General features: G+C 41.1%; 16 protein-coding genes. All 16 read right to left on the bottom strand.

Features of this window, described 5'->3' with window-relative positions; translation table 11 throughout:
• Window positions 1-853 precede the first annotated feature (853 nt).
• The 16 genes from IGI44_RS19875 to IGI44_RS19800 all read right to left on the bottom strand — a co-directional run bounded on the left by IGI44_RS19875 (window position 854) and on the right by IGI44_RS19800 (window position 16,168).
• Window positions 854-1,726, bottom strand: coding sequence for a class II fructose-bisphosphate aldolase (locus IGI44_RS19875; protein WP_438789664.1), 873 nt, complete (start codon window positions 1,724-1,726; stop codon window positions 854-856).
• Window positions 1,720-2,259 (bottom strand): DUF4428 domain-containing protein, encoded by a 540-nt coding sequence (locus IGI44_RS19870; protein WP_438789663.1) that lies wholly within the window; start codon window positions 2,257-2,259, stop codon window positions 1,720-1,722. The genes IGI44_RS19875 and IGI44_RS19870 overlap by 7 nt, the downstream gene beginning before the upstream one ends.
• Window positions 2,256-3,725, bottom strand: a complete 1,470-nt coding sequence (locus tag IGI44_RS19865) for a xylulokinase (RefSeq protein ID WP_438789662.1) — start codon at window positions 3,723-3,725, stop codon at window positions 2,256-2,258. Before IGI44_RS19865 ends, IGI44_RS19870 begins: the two co-directional genes overlap by 4 nt.
• Before the next feature lie 18 nt (window positions 3,726-3,743).
• On the bottom strand, window positions 3,744-4,787 hold the full coding sequence (locus tag IGI44_RS19860) for a zinc-dependent alcohol dehydrogenase (protein WP_438789661.1): 1,044 nt from the start codon (window positions 4,785-4,787) through the stop codon (window positions 3,744-3,746).
• 38 nt (window positions 4,788-4,825) lie between these two features.
• Complete coding sequence (locus IGI44_RS19855; protein WP_438789660.1) at window positions 4,826-5,656, bottom strand: PTS system mannose/fructose/sorbose family transporter subunit IID; 831 nt, start codon at window positions 5,654-5,656, stop codon at window positions 4,826-4,828.
• Complete coding sequence (locus IGI44_RS19850) at window positions 5,649-6,413, bottom strand: PTS mannose/fructose/sorbose/N-acetylgalactosamine transporter subunit IIC (protein WP_438789659.1); 765 nt, start codon at window positions 6,411-6,413, stop codon at window positions 5,649-5,651. The genes IGI44_RS19855 and IGI44_RS19850 overlap by 8 nt, the downstream gene beginning before the upstream one ends.
• 233 nt (window positions 6,414-6,646) lie before the next feature.
• Window positions 6,647-7,123, bottom strand: coding sequence for a PTS sugar transporter subunit IIB (locus IGI44_RS19845; RefSeq protein WP_438789658.1), 477 nt, complete (start codon window positions 7,121-7,123; stop codon window positions 6,647-6,649).
• 18 nt (window positions 7,124-7,141) lie between these two features.
• A complete protein-coding gene (locus tag IGI44_RS19840) occupies window positions 7,142-7,555 on the bottom strand; it encodes a PTS sugar transporter subunit IIA (RefSeq protein ID WP_438789657.1) in 414 nt (137 codons plus the stop codon).
• Between the two features lie 30 nt (window positions 7,556-7,585).
• Window positions 7,586-9,487 carry a BglG family transcription antiterminator gene (locus tag IGI44_RS19835; RefSeq protein WP_438789656.1) on the bottom strand — a complete coding sequence of 634 codons (1,902 nt, stop codon included), beginning with the start codon at window positions 9,485-9,487 and terminating at the stop codon, window positions 7,586-7,588.
• 144 nt (window positions 9,488-9,631) lie between these two features.
• Entirely contained in the window at window positions 9,632-10,468 is an 837-nt protein-coding gene (locus IGI44_RS19830; RefSeq protein ID WP_438789655.1) for a class II aldolase, read from the bottom strand.
• A 395-nt stretch (window positions 10,469-10,863) separates the two neighbouring features.
• Window positions 10,864-12,390 (bottom strand): FGGY-family carbohydrate kinase, encoded by a 1,527-nt coding sequence (locus IGI44_RS19825; RefSeq protein ID WP_438789654.1) that lies wholly within the window; start codon window positions 12,388-12,390, stop codon window positions 10,864-10,866.
• Window positions 12,383-13,783: a PTS galactitol transporter subunit IIC gene (locus IGI44_RS19820; RefSeq protein ID WP_438789653.1), complete on the bottom strand. Its 1,401-nt coding sequence runs from the start codon at window positions 13,781-13,783 to the stop codon at window positions 12,383-12,385. The genes IGI44_RS19825 and IGI44_RS19820 overlap by 8 nt, the downstream gene beginning before the upstream one ends.
• A gap of 1 nt (window position 13,784) precedes the next feature.
• The gene (locus IGI44_RS19815) at window positions 13,785-14,072 is read right to left on the bottom strand and encodes a PTS sugar transporter subunit IIB (RefSeq protein WP_438789652.1); all 288 of its coding nucleotides are present in this window, start codon (window positions 14,070-14,072) and stop codon (window positions 13,785-13,787) included.
• Window positions 14,073-14,090: 18 nt separating this feature from the next.
• Window positions 14,091-14,573, bottom strand: coding sequence for a PTS sugar transporter subunit IIA (locus IGI44_RS19810; protein WP_438789651.1), 483 nt, complete (start codon window positions 14,571-14,573; stop codon window positions 14,091-14,093).
• Between the two features lie 2 nt (window positions 14,574-14,575).
• Window positions 14,576-15,424, bottom strand: a complete 849-nt coding sequence (locus tag IGI44_RS19805; RefSeq protein ID WP_438789650.1) for a class II aldolase — start codon at window positions 15,422-15,424, stop codon at window positions 14,576-14,578.
• A 3-nt stretch (window positions 15,425-15,427) separates the two neighbouring features.
• On the bottom strand, window positions 15,428-16,168 hold the full coding sequence (locus tag IGI44_RS19800; protein WP_438789649.1) for a GntR family transcriptional regulator: 741 nt from the start codon (window positions 16,166-16,168) through the stop codon (window positions 15,428-15,430).
• Window positions 16,169-16,449 lie beyond the last annotated feature (281 nt).

The raw sequence follows: 16,449 nt of genomic DNA, 5'->3' as shown, positions 1-16,449 counted from the left end.
CGTGTATTAAATAACAAAAAACCGGCTGACAGTGACTTAAGCGAATTCGTGCCGATTGCCTTATACTTCTATAAAGTACTGTTACCTTGTGGCATCCTATCAAAATAAGCAAGATATTTAAAAAGCTAATAGACTTCTCCAGTATTCCTTTGATCAAATCCCTCCAAGTTCTGAGAGTCAGAAAAAAATGATATGTGCAATATTCGATTTCATTTATCTGTTTTAAATAAAATAAAGACTAGATAAAAAGCGACCAAAAGATTGGTATATCAATCTTTTGGTCGCTTAAAGCTTTATAATTCATTCAAAAAAACAGGCAATACCACAGTTGTCTATTGATGACGCATCTATTATTTCGCTGCCTCTGATGCTAAAGAGGCAAATTGATCTCATCCAACATTCCCTTTTGTCACTTCGCTTCTACCATCTATCGTTCCAAAATCGTCACTGTAATATCGATCTTTAATTTTAAGTATTAATACATAAGCACTATTAAAAATTCGCAAAGTAAACTTCTCTTCTTCACGTATTTGGACACTTTTAGGGAAAATTATACCGACAGAAATACCAATTTTTTACTCTCGATATCCCTTTTATTGCCACTCATTAATATCGCTAGATTACTCTGTACTTAGTTTCTTCATCATTTCCATCACTAGATTTAAGCAACGCAAATCCAAGATATCGTGCTTTCTTAATTTGAGAATAAACAGAACAGGCCTAAAAATAGAGGTTATTTAAATAACTAAAAAAAGCGATCTTCTCCTAACTAATTGGGAAGATCGTCTTCTTAAAATCATATTACTTTACTCTACAAACAGATTTACGCATAAAACAGACTTGTACTCTCCCCTTACACGCTCGAGTTACTAAATACTTGAATCGCTTGAGTATAATCCATCTTTAACGCTTTCATTGCGATAGCCACGTACTCTTCGAAGAAACCGTCTTGTGCCTCATAAGTCACGTGTTCTTTTAGTGCATTGGCAGCAGCTTTGTTCGCATAGGTGTAGTAATTGATCTTCGCGATGCCGTTTTCGATGGCGGTCTGATAATCGGCGGCAGCAACGCCTGAGCCGCCATGCATGACTAAGGGAATATTGACTTCTTGGTAAATCTCCCGCACCCGAGTCAAATCCAACCTTGGTTCCTTGAGGTAAATTCCATGGACGGTTCCGAAAGCTACTGCTAAACAGTCCACGTCTGTTGCCTCTACGAAGGCCTTGGCTTGTTTTGGATTCGTATAAATCTCCGTATCGCCAATTTGGTCATCGTCTGGCGCCCGTCCTTCGCCGCCTCCCAAAGAGGAAGTGAATACGTGTCCCAGTTCTGCTTCAACGCTTACTCCTAAACTATGAGCAATTCTCACGATTTCTTTGGTTCTCGCGACATTTTCATCAAAAGGCAGATCCGAGGCATCAATCATCACTGACGTAAAGCCCAATTTGATTGCTTGCATCAGCGCTTCAAAGGACTTCCCGTGATCGAGATGGACTACCACAGGAACCCTACTGCGTTCCGCATATTGACGCATGATCGGACCAATCTCTTCCAAGGGGATCAATGAACCATGGCCTTCTGCGTGCTGCAGGATCACAGGCTTATTGGCTTCCTCGGCTGCTTGAATCGCAGCACGGACCATTTCCAAATTTGGTACATTAAACGCGGCAATTGCTTGCTTATTCGCCCTGGCTTGAACCAACACTTCCTTTAATCCTACTAGCATGTGACACCCTCCTTCGATTGGTTCACTTCGGTGACAATAGTTGTCGCTAATGTGCGCATCGTTTGATAAGCCATACTATCTCGGTGGATAAAATTCGGAATTAACCAGATTTCACGGGTGGTCTTTTTAAAAGTTAATACAATTTTGATTCGACCCAACTGTTGTTGTTTTTTCTTGACGACTCTTTCGATTTGTTCCTCTACCGATTGACACTGAACAATTTCTGAAAAAGAAAAGATCTCTGGCTTCAGATTAGTCTTCGTATATTTTTTATGATTTGGCAGACAGATCTGCTGATGGTTATCATCAAAGAAGATTAGCTGATTGATTTTCCTCGTTAGTTCAAACGTATCCTCTGTCTGTTCTTTTTTCACATTACTTAGTGTTGCTAAGAGCTCGGTTTTGGTTTTCGTTTTGATCGTTTGAGTAAAATTCAAGCTGGCTTTCTCATAACAGTTCTTGCAAACATACCCGTCTGCACACTTGAATTTCATTAGTTTTAGCGGGGTACTGCAAATTAAACATTCCTTCATTTTCCGTCACCTCCGAGAAGTACTAGCTGCTGGGACAATTTCAAATAGTTTTTATAGCGTTGGTTGTATTTGGCAACGATCGTAGGATTCGGCTCGGTCCATTGGGCCTTACTTTTGGGAAAAGTGAAGCTGCCTTCTACGCCCATGATCGCTAGGATTGCTGCGCCATGGACTGCTTCTTGACAAGTTTGCACCCGCTTAATAGGATATCCCAAAACATTCGCAAAAATTTTGATCCATAAGTCACTTTTGGCTCCCCCGCCAACGATTGCGAAATACTCAGGCTGTTCCTCATTTTTCATTGCTTCAAACAATTGTCTTAAACCAAATGCTAAGCCTTCTAAAACAGCTAAATACATATCCTTTCGCATTGTTTCCAAACTAAGGCCGATAAAAGCCCCCCTTAAGTTCGGATTCGAAAAGAGTGTTTTTTCGCCATTCATATGTGGGAAAAAGAAAACATCATTCTCACCTAATCGGTCACTGGGAATGGTTGCTTGCTCACTAGTATAGTCTGCCGTCTGCAAAATGTTCTCTAGCCACCAGCTATTGATTTTTGCTCCTGCTTGAACCGTCCCTTGAGTGATGATGGAATCATCCTCTTCAGTCAATTTAGCTACGACATTTTTACCAATTTGTTTTAACTGATACTGACTATTCGGAATGACCACTACACCAGAGGTCCCTAAGGAAAGGAGCGGCTGCCCCGTTTCAAAACTACCAGACGCTAATGCAGAGGCCACGTTGTCACCACTGCCTGAAATCACTGGAATGGGCTCTTCAATAGACAATGCTGTGCATACTTCTCTGCTCAATTCACCAACGATTGTTGAAGCAGGATGGATTTCGGGATACATCCCTTGTGCGAAGTCAAATAACTCCTGCACGTCCTTGGACCAGCAATCGTTGTGTAAGTCATACAAAGAAGACGTGGATGCATCACAATAATCTGTCGTATAGGTATCGGTCAATTTTAATTTTACATAGTCTTTGGCAATTAAAAATTTGTTGATTTGATCGTACTGCTCCGGTTCATGTTGGCGTACCCAGAGCAAGCTAGCCAACGGACTGCCTGTGGACACAATTTTCGCAAGATGCTTCGTTTTTTTGCGGCTTTGCAACTTTTGCTTGATTGCTGGAAGGCTCTCTTTCGTTCGATTGTCATTCCACAGGATCGCTGGTCGAACAGAGAAGCCGTGTTTATCTACAAACACAGTCGTATGCATCTGACCGGTGACCCCGATGGCCTTGACGGTGTCAGCAGGAATATGATGGAATAATTCCTTCAAACCCTGCATAGCTATTTCAACCCACGTGTCAGGATTGATCTCCGTCCAGCCCTTTTGTGGAGTCTGATACTCATAAGCATACTGTTTCTCAAAAACAGCCTCTAATTGCTTGTTTACAGCGGCGACCTTGATTGAGGTGGTACCAATATCCAATCCAACATAAACGGGGGCGTTCATTTTTTCTCCTGCTTTCTGTTAATCAAAGGTAATGATTGTTTTTAGCGTATCTGGTCTTAAGGCATAGTCAAAGGCTTCAGCGGCCTTCGTGTAATCAAACGTCTTCGCTAGTAAAGGGGTAACATCGACAATTCCTTTAGCGATCAGCTGAACGGAACGGTAGAAGGTCGGAATCTTCGGACTGACCGTTCCGGTAATCACTTTTTCATACGAATGGACGACCCCCATATCTGTCGGGACTGGCTCATTCGGGTGCAGCGAACTAAACATAAAGGTCTGGCCGCCCGTGGCGGTAAAATCCAGCGCTTGCTTAGCGATTTGCGGAAGGGCTGTGGTATTGAAGACGACTTCAGCACCTCTTCCTGCCGTTTGCTCTTTAACAAATGCTACTGCATCGCCCTTCGTTGGATCAAAGGTCACATCCGCTCCTAATTCTTCGGCCAGCTTTCGCCGTTCAGCATTTGGTTCACTGAGGATCGCACGTGTCCCAGATAATTTGGCTAAAATGACATGGAAAAGCCCCATTACTCCGCCACCAATAATCACAACATCCTGTCCGAACATCAGCTGAGCCCGCTCCACACTATTTACAACACAGGCCAATGGTTCTGTAAAGGCGCTGTGAGTGAAAGGCACCTCTTTGGGATATTTATAAAGATCGCGGCTTTTTACCGCGATATACTGCGACATTCCCAAGAAACCCGAGATTCCGTCAGGATTTTGAAAGGTTTTTGAGTCAGCTACTTCAGTACATAGATTTTCGCGTCCCGTTTTACAGTAATGACATTCTCCGCAAGCTGGAATGATGTATTTCACGACATGATCGCCTACATCAAAATGTTCCGGCGCCACTTCGCTGCCAATCGCCACGACCTCGCCGCTGAATTCATGACCCCCGATTCTAGGATAGGTGTATTTCATATCGCCTAAGTAATCCCGTAAATCATTGGTACATAAGCCATTTGCACGTACCTTCATCAGCACTTCATCTTTTTCAATTTCTGGCATCGGTAGTTCTTGAATTTCCAGTTGTTTGACACCTGTTTCAACAATTGCTTTCATTTCAACGTTCCTCGTTCCTATTAAGGTAATTATGTTTCTTAGCCTAAAATTCCAAAGAAGCCTGTGACGATCCCGGCAACGACGATCAAACCGATGATTTTCAGGGACGACCAGCCGCGCTTCATCAATAGATAGATCAACATGGTAAAGGCGAAAGGCAAGATATTCGGCATCACGGCATCCAGAAATTGCTCCTGCACCTTAAAGGTCGATGTCGAGCTGACGATCTTCAATGCGACATGCATCTTCACATAACTAGAGATTAAGCCGCCCATAACCATACATCCCATGATTTCAGCGCCCCTTAGCACCTTGTTCAGAATGCCCTTCTCCAGAAAGTCCATGACAGCATCTGCTCCGGCTCGATAGCCGAACATGAAATTGGCGTAACTCATTCCCCAAGCAATCGCGATAATAGCAACAGCATAAATGATCGAACCCCAGATCGTACCCTTTAACGTCAAATCAATACAAATAGCTAATAAAATCGGAATCAATACTCCTTGGAAGATCGTGTCACCAATCCCAGATAGCGGTCCCATCAAAGAGGTTTTCAAGCTGGTGATAAATTCATTCGGAATCTCTACGCCTTTGGCTTTTTGTTCCTCTAAGGCAATGATCATCCCGATAATACATGCGCCAAATTCAATGTGCACGTTGAAGAATTCAATCTCACGTTTCATCATTTCCTTCTTTTTCTCAGGATTATCATTGTGTAATCTTTTTGAAATTGGGACGAATACGTGCGCAACGGCCTGGCCCATCATCCGCTCGTAGTTGTAACAGGTTTGCGGCAGATTTTCCCAAATTAGCCAAGAACGGAACAAATCTTTTTTGCGAATCAAACTTCCTTCTACCTCTTTACTCATAAATTTCATCCTCCTCAGAATCAGATTTGTTGCCGGTCGCTTGTACATAGATTAGTGCAGTCAAGCCAGCGATCACACCTAATGGTAATAAGTCCAGGCCAGAATAAGTGGCTAAAATAAAACCTAAGAACAAGAAGACTCGCGCTTCGCCCTTGAAAATGTATTGCAGCGTAATTGCTACCCCTAACGCCGGCATCATTCCACCGATTACCGTAAAGATCGTCAATGCCGTACCGCTCAATGCTTCGATAAATCCAGAAATATAGCTTGCACCGAAATAAGCCGCCAAACCACATGGGATAATGGTCATTACAGCCGTCATTAACTGCGGATAGAGAACATTGGCTCGCCAGATCTTGTGGTATTCGCCTTTTTCAATATAATTATCTGCCACATGAACAAAAACGGAGCCAAAAGTCATCCGGCCATACCAGACAATTGTCCCTAACAAGCCGATCGGTACAGCAACAGATAAGGCTGTTTTCGCATCAAGGCCACCTGTAATCGCAAAAGCTGTTCCTAAAATCCCCGCTAACGCCATGTCCGCCGGCATCGAACCCCCAGCAGAGATGAAACCTAAGTAAACTAAGTTGATCGACGCGCCTGTCATTGCACCCACCAATGGATCTCCTAAAATAATTCCGGTAATAAGTCCACATACCAATGGCCGCTGTAACGACCACAACCCTACGAAGGGAAGATTTCCTATCGCTAGGAAATAAACGACCCCACACATAAAAGCTTGAAAGACTGACATACATTTTTCCTCCTTATTCTTAATAATGTATCTATTTTTTTCAAAAATAGGTTCGATTTTCATGCCGTATATCATCCAACTAGCTCATCAACTGCTATCGGCTAGCTTGTTGATAACGTATAAATTTCTTTGACGTAAAATTTCAAAAAATTCTTATATACATACAACTTTACTCATCGTACTAAAGGGACGAAGTGAAACTAGCAACTGCGAAAAGTTGGACTGTTATCCTTTTATAATAAATTTGTGATCTCAATTAAGCGTTGTTCAGGGACTAGTTGATAGAACACATGCACACCCTTGTTGACCATTTGACGGATCGCCTCCACTTCGGCGTCGTCACAGGCCACGTTTTTGACAAATGGCTTTCGCTCATCGCGAATCCCCATGCCGCCCAGATTGACCTGCTTTAGATCGATTCCGCCTTCGACGAGCTTAGCATAGGTGATTGGCGTTTTTGTTAATAACAGCACACGTTCCTTTTCATTAAAGGGTTTATTCAATTCTGCAATGCCTTCTTCTGTCGTGAAGGCATCTACTCGAACCTTCGTCGGTGCCAGCGCTTTCAAAATTCTTTTTTGGAACGGGTCGCTGGCTACGATGTCATCAATAATGATAATGTGGTTGATGCTATAGGTGGGGGTCCAAGCGGTTACGACCTCCCCATGGATCAATCGATCATCGACTCTGGCAAATACGATATTTTTCATACTACTCTCTCCTTTGTTTTAGTCTTCTAGATTAACACCTAAATAATTATTCACATCGATAAAAGTTTTTGGTGCCTCTTTCAACAATTTCGCGCTGATGAGTTCCGCCGTAGTCTCCACATTCATTCTCGCCATAAAAGCCTCCAGCACCATCGGCAAATTTATGCCGGTGATATGTCGGATTGGATAGTCTCCCATTAAAGCAACCACCGCATTAAAAGGACTGCCGCTAAAGAGATCCGTAAAGCATATAATGTCCTCCCCGCCACCAAATTCTTCGATCGCGATCCTCACCTGCTCCTTCAATCCGCCGATATCATCATTTGGATACAAGCCGAAAGCCTTGGTATCTGTCTGCTCACCGACGATCATCTGCGCACTTGCCAACAGACTTTTCGCGAGATCCCCGTGGGACACAAAAATAAATTTCATGGTACATCCTCCTAGTTTACTAATTACGTTCTAAATATATTCATCCAGTAGTTGGGACAGATTCTCTCTAAAATGCTCAAATGTCGGATCTTTGATCACACGATCAACGAATCCTTTTTCTTGAATGATTTTGGCTAAATAATTCCACAACTGGAACACTTTTGCATTGTTTTTTTCGATGGCTACTAGCATGACGAGACGGACCTTATTGCCATCAGAATCCCAAGGCAGCTCATTTTTCAATAAAATGACCGAGACAAAGGTTTCTGCCAGGATCGGATTGATCGGATGCGGCAAAGCAATACCATTTCCGAAATAGCTGCTGCCGAGCTCTTCCCGAAGCTCCACTGCTTCTCTTAGCTGAAAAACCTTGTCGCTAACCTTTGAAACCGAGATTGAGCAAATCTTATCCAGCACTTCCTTCTTATTAGAAAAATGACCGAAACGGAAAAGCTCTTTATTGAAGAGATTGACAATCTCGAACTTATCGTTAAATCCATCGATCGCTAGCTTGATTTTGGAGTATTCCTGCTCACTTGGGAAGAAGCTGATTAAGATCGCCCCCATCTTGTCTGTCAACTCTGTTTGCTCCGTCGTGAAAATAACATCATAGTCTTCGATATCGACTGTCGCTACTTCGTGGGTATTCACTAAGGTCAAAATCGTGATCTCATTCGAGAACCAGGTCGCAAAGCGCTGTCTGAGTAGGATACTTTCACTACGCTTCAGGCTGGTAATAATCATGATGCGTTTCTTACCGGAGATATCATTGTATTTTGCTAAATACTGATTAAAGTAAATCGCCAAATAGGCGATCTCGCCTTCCTCGATTTTCTTGTCGATACTATTTTGCAGCAGCAAGCACATATATGCTGCAATGTCGAAGCCCAATGGAAAGGACTGTTTGATCTGATCCAAAAGCTGATTTTCATTTTGAATATTGTACTCGATCCTCGTCAATAAGGGCATTAGATGCAGCGCCAACGAAATCCGTAGATCAATTTCCTGACGAAAGTCGATATCGAACTTCTCGTTGATTTCTTTTAACGCATGAAGGATAAAGGTATTGACCTCCTCTGAGATATAATCGTCGTTCTCATAATCACTTTTCCCTTTGATATAAATGGCGAGATTGACAATTTCCTCCTGTGATAATTTGAAGTACGAGCGTTCTGAAAGTCGCTGGAAAATTTCTGTCGATACCTCCATCTCAGAATCAAAATCGGCTACCCCTTCAAACTCATCGCCCCCGATGTAAAAACCGCTGTTCATACGTTTGATTGCCATTTCAATATGCACGATTAGGTTTTGGAACAAAGTCTCTGAAATATGGAAGTGGTGCTTCAGTAAAACACTGACCAATACCATCTCAATGTCTTGCCGAAAAGCTTCTTGGCTCGTGATAATTCCTTGATTCTGGTGAATATCAATGTGTCCCAGTTTCAATAGGCATTTTCGCTTGTCGTATTCCTTTCCTTGAATGTAAATACCTGCATTGCGCTTCCGTTCAATACTTAAGTGATAGTTACTCAGCAATTTGTCTGCTTCTTTTAGATCGCTATTCAACGTTGATTGGGCGATGAATAGCTGATCTAGCAGCTTTTGTCGACTAACCGGACGCTTTTGATTTAACAGTAAAACGCAGAGCTTGCGGATCCGATCTGATTGGTTTTGATCCATCAAATTATCCTTTTTCGCGATCGTGGTTTGGAAGACTTCGTAGTCCTTTACCAGCAGCTTACTCCCTTTAGAAGCAACTGAGATCAGTTCCGCATATTGACTCTTGGCTAATTCCTCGCGGATCTTTTTGATATCTGATTGGATCGTTCGCATACTTACTTGAAACTTATCTACAAAATGGTCAGCGGTTAAAAAAGAGGGACTACGTCGTTCAAATTCCTGAATCATTTCTTTTTGTCGGTTATTCAACATCCTATCCCCCTCTTTCATCCTAATAATTATTTTTTTGCCCTATGTCATTCCTTCACATAGGCAGTAATCTTATCTTGTTTACTTTTATCATTTGCTCTGTCAATTATAAACCTGCAAAAAAGAACGAACATCCTACGTTTAACACTAGTTTCCGTTGACTTCCGTGATAATCGCCTTAACACGGTCTTCAACATTGTTGATCGCTGCTTTCGACAGCGACATAATGTCAAATTCATTATGATTTTCCTCATAGGCTTGCCCAAATGTGCGAATAAACGCTTGGCGCAGATCGGAACCGTAATTTACTTTGATCAAGTTTTGCTTTCTCGCTCTTCTAACTTGATCGAAAGGAATACCCGAACCGCCATGCAAGACCAGCGGCACTGTGGAAATAGCCGCAATTTTCTCTAATAAGGGAAAATCCAAATTCGGCTTCAAGTCCATCCCGTGTACGTTACCAATCGCTACTGCTAGCAGATCACAGTTTGTTCGTTCCACAAATTCCTGCACATCTTCCGGGTTCGTCTTTGCGTCTTCTTCGGAAATATGATCATCCTCTTTCCCGCCGATCGCTCCCAGTTCCGCTTCTACTGGGATGCCATAAAAGTGACAATATTCGACGGTTCGTCTTACCTCTTCAATATTTTCTTCAAATGGTAAATGTGAGGCATCCACCATGATTGAAGTAAAACCGGCTTCGATACAAGCCTTCACATCCGCAAAGCTTTTCCCGTGATCCAGATGTAAAGCTACTGGAACAGAAGCATCCCTCATCGCTGATTTGACCATGTCCGCGATAATCTTAGGACTGGAAAGCTTTAAATTGCTTGATGAGATAGCGATATACCCGCCTAATCCTTTTTCCTGATAGCCGCGAATGATACCAGCGGTTAACTCATAGTTGGTCGTATTGAATGCCGGTAAGACTAATTCTTTTTCTTTTGCATAGTCCATTAATCTGTAGCCATTCACTAATTGCATGTCGTGCCCTTCTTTCTCTCTTGCTACCTGAATCATATACTGAAAGAAGTCTGCTTGGTGCCGAACTTATTGCAGGATGAATCATGCAATTTGCTCAGTGAAGCTTAAATCATAGAAGGATAAATCCCGGATCTATCAGGATTTCCACCTTCATTCGCCAGGTGCAAGAATGACGACAGCAAGCTGAAAACGTCTAGTAACGAAAATGTTGCAGGATGAATCATGCAGTTGTCGTTCTTAAATAGTAATCCTGTTGTTCTCTTTTTAAACCGTTGACCATAACAGTTATTTGTTGCCTAATTATCTCAAAAATCTAAAGAGGTGAATATTTTATTTCTTTATTAGGTTACTGACGAAGCTAATAAAAAAAGGAACTCAATGAGTCCCTTTCTCAACTAAAATATTTCTTTCGCTTCTTTACACTGTTCAATTGAGTCCTTGCTATTAATAAAATGTTGCTGAGGTTCTTCTTCTACTAAAAAACGTTTCGATTCATACAGATACGAATACTTGTCTAATAACCGATCAAATGATGCCACTTGGTGTTCCATAGGATTGACAATCTGATAATCGATCTCATAATCAAAGTTTGAATAAGTCGCCTTCAATGCCCCAAAGGACACGGCTTCTTCCATTTGAACTACTGAAATTTCTTTGTTTAAAGCATCCGCTTTTAATTGGATCCATAAAGGATTCTTTACCACCGGTCCAATAGTGATGACGCGATTCACTTCTTCTATTGGAAAACAACCTGCAACATACTTCATTTCAAGGCACAATCCTAAAATGATCCCTAGCAAAACATCTTCTCTTCTCGTCTCCAAACTGATGCCGTACATCAATCCACGGGATTTCCCATTCTTGAAGGGGGCACCGGAACCGTTTAAATGTGGAATTAAGATAACGGGATCATCTAGGGAAATTTGATCCGTTACATAGCGTTGATACAACTGTTGACAATCTTCTTCAAATTCCTGTTGATCAACGTTAAAGAAATTTTGGTACCATTCGAAGGCGTTGCCTCCCGTCGGCATCGATGAGAACAATGTATAGTATTTCGGATCAGTAAAAATACCGTTAGATAAAGATTCCTGAAATGATTTTGCTTCTAAAAAGGGATGATCATCAATCAAGAGTAGTCCTTCTGTTGTCCCAGTCGAATTCAGCAAATCCTTGTCATGCAAATTGATGCCCAATGCCCCCACCATGTGATCATGACCCGCAATGCGGACAGATATTTCTTCTTTTTGCAGTTCAAGAATAGTTCCTGAAGTTGTATAACCAACTACCTCACCAGAAGAAATCACCTGCGGAAAAGTGATCCATTCATGCAAATTAAACAATTCCAATACCTCTTTTGACCAGCAGCGTTCTTTTAAATCAAAACACATCGTTCGACTGGCCATTGAGAATTCCGTTTTCATTTGATTCGTCAAAAAATAGCTAAATAAATCAGGTACGTTCAACCAAGTGTAGGTTTGATCCGAAAGCTCTAAATGATCCACCAACCATTTGATTTTCGGCACACTGTAATTCGAGTGAGCGGGAAGCCCTGTAATCTCGTAAATACGCTGCTTTTGTACTTGATCTAGTTCAGCGATATAGCCAACCGCACGTTTATCGTACCAAGCAATCAAAGGCGTCACGACTCGACCGCTGGAATCAACTAAAACTCCAGCCTCTCCAACACTGGAAATATTGATCGAATCAATATTTCCAGAATTATCAGCAACAATTTTTAGTAAGATTTCCAACAATCGATCCCAGATTACAGGCAAATCAAATAATTCACCATATTCATCGACTTTCTTGGTTGTTTGAAAACTCTCGCGGAAAACTAAATTCCCACTAGCAATTTCAAAAAGGGACACTTTCGAATTCGTCGTTCCGATATCAATTGTAATGGAAAGCTCCTTAGCCATTCAATGACTCCCCTTCTGGTGCAGAAGAATCATCGATCATATGTGTTTGCTTGAAGGTTACTTTATAGATCCAGAACAAACCAATTCCTACAACAGGAATCAGAACTAACGCGATAAGATTTCCATTGAAGATTTGTAGAATCCAATATCTCAGTGGATTTCCGCCGTCCAAGAAGCTTGATACCAATCCACTTGAGCCTTCTGGGAAACTGAAATTTACATCCTTAGCCATGCCCGTGATAAACGGTGCAACCGCTGAGGCAATGTACAAATCACCGATCATAATTGGAATAGCAATCAATACTGCTCTAAAGACATTTCCTTTAGTGGACAAAACAACCATTGAAGCCATTACTGCTAAATTCGCCAAATCACCTAAAGGCAACACCGTATTTCCTGGTAAAACAAACGCCAAGATAACTGCGATTGGTGTTAATAGCAACGCTGTAGAAATAATCGCTGGATTTCCAACTGCTACTGCGATATCCAGTCCGATGTACAGATCATCACGATCCGGATAACGATTATTCAGGAATTTTTTGATTGCTTCGGAGATCGGTAGTAATCCCTCCATTAAAATACGAACCATTCTTGGCAAGATAAACATCACTGCCCCGATACTGATTCCCATCGTCAGAATTCCTTTAAGATCATAGCGAGCGGCTACACCTAATAGTAAGCCTAAGATTGTTCCTACCATCATTGGTTCACCAAAAATACCGAAGCGTTTTTGAATACTGACAGGATTGATATCAATTTTGCGAATTCCCGGAATCATATCGATGATTTTATTTCCAATTAGTCCAATTGGGAAAAAGGTAATAGAAGAAACGGTTGGCAGCGAAATGCCTTCCAAACCAAAGTATTCTTCCCCTAATGGCGCTGCCCAATCTGCCATTTTTAGAACAATAATGGCAATCAAAGCTGAAGCTAAAATTCCCAACCAGAAACTACCTGTGCTATAATAAACAAGTGTCCCTGCAAGTGCAAAATGCCAATAATTCCACATGTCGACATCAACTGTTTTTGTTTGGTTAATCGCCAACATGATAATGTTGATCAGCATCGTCATTGGAATAACAAATGGTGCGATCGGTGATCCCCATGTAATTGCTGATAAAGGCGGCCAACCTAAGTCAACTACTGGAAGATTGATCCCCGTTTGTTCTACCATGGCTTGCGCTGCGGGGCCTACATTATTTGTTAAAATATCAAAAATTGCATAAATTCCGACAAAACCGATCCCGACTGTGAGTGAAGAACGGAGCGCTTTTGCCGGTTTTATTTTGAAGATCAACGCTAAGACAAACAATACTAATGGCAACATAACAGTTGGTCCAAAACCTAGAACATACTGTACAACGTCATATAATGTTTTTGTCATATTCTCCATATTATTCTCCTTTTAGCTGCTCATAAATAGCATTCAATACTTTTTCTTCCTTGATCCCTGTAATTAATGGCAACCCATTGATGACAGGCGTTTCTAATTCATAAGGAATTTTAGTCGTTGAAACAATTAAATCAGCCTCGTCAGAATTTTGTTGAACAGAAGCAACGTTTGTTTGCGAATAATTTACATCTGTCATATTCTTTTCCTTTAAAAACTCCATTACCTTCTCCGTTACTGCTGTTGAAGTCGCAATCCCCGTTGCACATACAAATAATAAATTTTTAGCCATTTTTCTTCCTCCTATTTTTTAAAGTCCAATTTCATTTTTTGCAAGTTGATAGATTTCTTCTTTACTGCCATTCTTAATTTTTTTCAATAATTCAGCATCCGGCAAAATACTCATTAATTTCTTTAAGATGTTTAATTGTTTGTTTGATTGACCTAACGCTAATAAGAAAACAATCGATACATCGATTCTCTCGTCATCCATGCCACCCATTACTTCCATTTTGATTGGGTTCTTTAATGTAGCAATCGTCACGCGATTAGTGTTCACGTATTTGGCATCTGTGTGAGGAATAGCCACACCAATCGGTTCTGTAGGCAAGCCGGTTGGAAATCCTTCTTCTCGTTTGATCACCTGTGTAGGATACTCAGCAACCACATCTTGATCGTCAATTAAAGGCTGGGCAATTTTATGGATGAGCTCAGGAAAATCTGTTACTTCCAGATCAACAAAGATATTCTTTTCATTGGTCAATGATTTTTCATTTATTAATGATTCAGTCATTCTTAAACCTCCACAGTGGCAGCGTTCATACTCAGAATTTTGGCATAAACCGTTTCAAAAACAGCATCTTCGGCATTTTGCAAGACCTTAATCAAATTTGCTTCATCGTTATTTTCTTGATAAGCTTTTCCGACACTCTTGATATAGCTTTGACGTAAGTCACTGGCGATGTTGATTTTAGTAACGTTAAACGCGACCATTTGTTGAATGTGTTCATCTGGAATCCCCGATCCGCCATGAATAACTAAAGGCACTGGTGAAACTTCATTGATTTCTTTTAACAAGTCAAAATCAATTCGTGGTTCATCCTCTAACCCATGAACATTCCCTACTGAAATAGCCAACATATCACAGCCTGTCCGTTCCACAAACTCCTTCACTTGAGCAGGATTTGTTTTCGAATCCGCTTCACTAACATGATCGTCTTCTTTTCCTAAGATAGCGCCTAATTCTGCTTCGACTGGAATCCCATAACCCTTTGCAAAATCCACAGCCTTCTTAGTAAAGGCAATATTCTCTTCAAAATCATACGAGGCACCATCGATCATCACTGAAGTAAAACCGGCCCGAGTGGCCATTTTTACATCCTCAAACTTCTTTCCATGGTCTAAATGCAGAGCTACAGGTGTATCCATATTCTCAGCATAGCGAGAAACCATATCGACAATATATTCATAGCCAGCCAACGTGATATTGGTCGGAGCAACTTGAATAAATGTCGGAATCCCGCTTTCCTCAATCGCTTTTAAAATTCCAACAGTTGTTTCCAAGTTTGTCGTATTGAACGCCCCGGCAATTACTTTTCTTTCTTTAATAATGTCTAATAATCTGTAACCATTTACTAACGGCATATGCTACATTTCCTCCCTTTGAAGTACCGTTCCAAGGTAGTACTTGTTCGCTTTCAGCCATACATTTCCGAATTCTACTGGTAACCCTCCTTCTAAATAGACTAATTGTTCCAGATGCAATACTGGAGAATCAGGGGAAACTTCTAATTCTTTTCCGCGCTTCTCACCTACTACTCTGGCTGCGTATCTACTTTCAGAGTAACCAATCCGTTTGCCGCTGATTTCTTCCATCACTTTAAATAAGCTTTCTTTATTAAAATCATGTTCCTCAACACCTGGGCATAAGCGACTGTTGATCCTATTTTCAATCAACATGACTTTTTCCCCTTCAACAAACCGAATCCGTTTCATGTACAAATACTCTTCACCAACAGCAATCTTCAACCTTGAAGCGATCTCTTTTGTTGCCTTACGAAATTCAGAAGTGATGACCTTCGTTTCATAAGCTAATTTCTGACCCTCCAATGATTCTGCAAAAGATAGAAGACCTTTGCCCAATGAATAAGAAATATTGTCCTCTGTAACATAGGTTCCCTTTCCCTGAATCTGGTATAACAATCCCTCTTCAACCAACATGTTAACTGCTTTTTTCACGGTGCCGCGACTTATTTCCAGAGACTTCATGATTTGATTCTCTGACGGTATTTGCTCCCCCTTTCCCCATTCTTCAGAATAAATATTATTCCGCAAATAATCTGCTACCTGAAGATAAACTGGCTTTGAAACTTCTCTATTAATGATCATTTGATCACCTCCTGCATTCGTTTGTACAACTAGAAACAAGAATGTACAAGTGTATTCATCAATGTACAAGTTTGGACTAGCGTGTACAAGTAGGTACAAGTTGATTGTAACCGGTGTCAACAAAAAAGTAAAGAGACTTTTTTATTTCATCCATTAAAAATTAGCTTAAAAATCTTTCTAGAACAAAAAAAAGACGATCTCCTCATGTCTAATTGAGAAGTTCGTCTATTTTAATGCTTCATTTTTATTTTGTATCTACACTTCCTAGATTGTTTGAATCT

The sequence above is a fragment of the Enterococcus sp. DIV0756 genome, from assembly GCF_051710745.1.
Classification (GTDB): domain Bacteria; phylum Bacillota; class Bacilli; order Lactobacillales; family Enterococcaceae; genus Enterococcus_A.
The sequence above is the reverse complement of the archived record's forward strand: the minus strand, read 5'-3'. Positions and strand labels throughout refer to the sequence as shown.

Excerpts from the sequence above, each read along its gene's own strand:
- IGI44_RS19875 (WP_438789664.1), bottom strand. The coding sequence starts at position 1,726 with ATGCTAGTAGGATTAAAGGAAGTGTTGGTTCAAGCCAGGGCGAATAAG.
- IGI44_RS19870 (WP_438789663.1), bottom strand. The coding sequence starts at position 2,259 with ATGAAGGAATGTTTAATTTGCAGTACCCCGCTAAAACTAATGAAATTC.
- IGI44_RS19865 (WP_438789662.1), bottom strand. The coding sequence starts at position 3,725 with ATGAACGCCCCCGTTTATGTTGGATTGGATATTGGTACCACCTCAATC.
- IGI44_RS19860 (WP_438789661.1), bottom strand. The coding sequence starts at position 4,787 with ATGAAAGCAATTGTTGAAACAGGTGTCAAACAACTGGAAATTCAAGAA.
- IGI44_RS19855 (WP_438789660.1), bottom strand. The coding sequence starts at position 5,656 with ATGAGTAAAGAGGTAGAAGGAAGTTTGATTCGCAAAAAAGATTTGTTC.
- IGI44_RS19850 (WP_438789659.1), bottom strand. The coding sequence starts at position 6,413 with ATGTCAGTCTTTCAAGCTTTTATGTGTGGGGTCGTTTATTTCCTAGCG.
- IGI44_RS19845 (WP_438789658.1), bottom strand. The coding sequence starts at position 7,123 with ATGAAAAATATCGTATTTGCCAGAGTCGATGATCGATTGATCCATGGG.
- IGI44_RS19840 (WP_438789657.1), bottom strand. The coding sequence starts at position 7,555 with ATGAAATTTATTTTTGTGTCCCACGGGGATCTCGCGAAAAGTCTGTTG.
- IGI44_RS19835 (WP_438789656.1), bottom strand. The coding sequence starts at position 9,487 with ATGTTGAATAACCGACAAAAAGAAATGATTCAGGAATTTGAACGACGT.
- IGI44_RS19830 (WP_438789655.1), bottom strand. The coding sequence starts at position 10,468 with ATGCAATTAGTGAATGGCTACAGATTAATGGACTATGCAAAAGAAAAA.
- IGI44_RS19825 (WP_438789654.1), bottom strand. The coding sequence starts at position 12,390 with ATGGCTAAGGAGCTTTCCATTACAATTGATATCGGAACGACGAATTCG.
- IGI44_RS19820 (WP_438789653.1), bottom strand. The coding sequence starts at position 13,783 with ATGGAGAATATGACAAAAACATTATATGACGTTGTACAGTATGTTCTA.
- IGI44_RS19815 (WP_438789652.1), bottom strand. The coding sequence starts at position 14,072 with ATGGCTAAAAATTTATTATTTGTATGTGCAACGGGGATTGCGACTTCA.
- IGI44_RS19810 (WP_438789651.1), bottom strand. The coding sequence starts at position 14,573 with ATGACTGAATCATTAATAAATGAAAAATCATTGACCAATGAAAAGAAT.
- IGI44_RS19805 (WP_438789650.1), bottom strand. The coding sequence starts at position 15,424 with ATGCCGTTAGTAAATGGTTACAGATTATTAGACATTATTAAAGAAAGA.
- IGI44_RS19800 (WP_438789649.1), bottom strand. The coding sequence starts at position 16,168 with ATGATCATTAATAGAGAAGTTTCAAAGCCAGTTTATCTTCAGGTAGCA.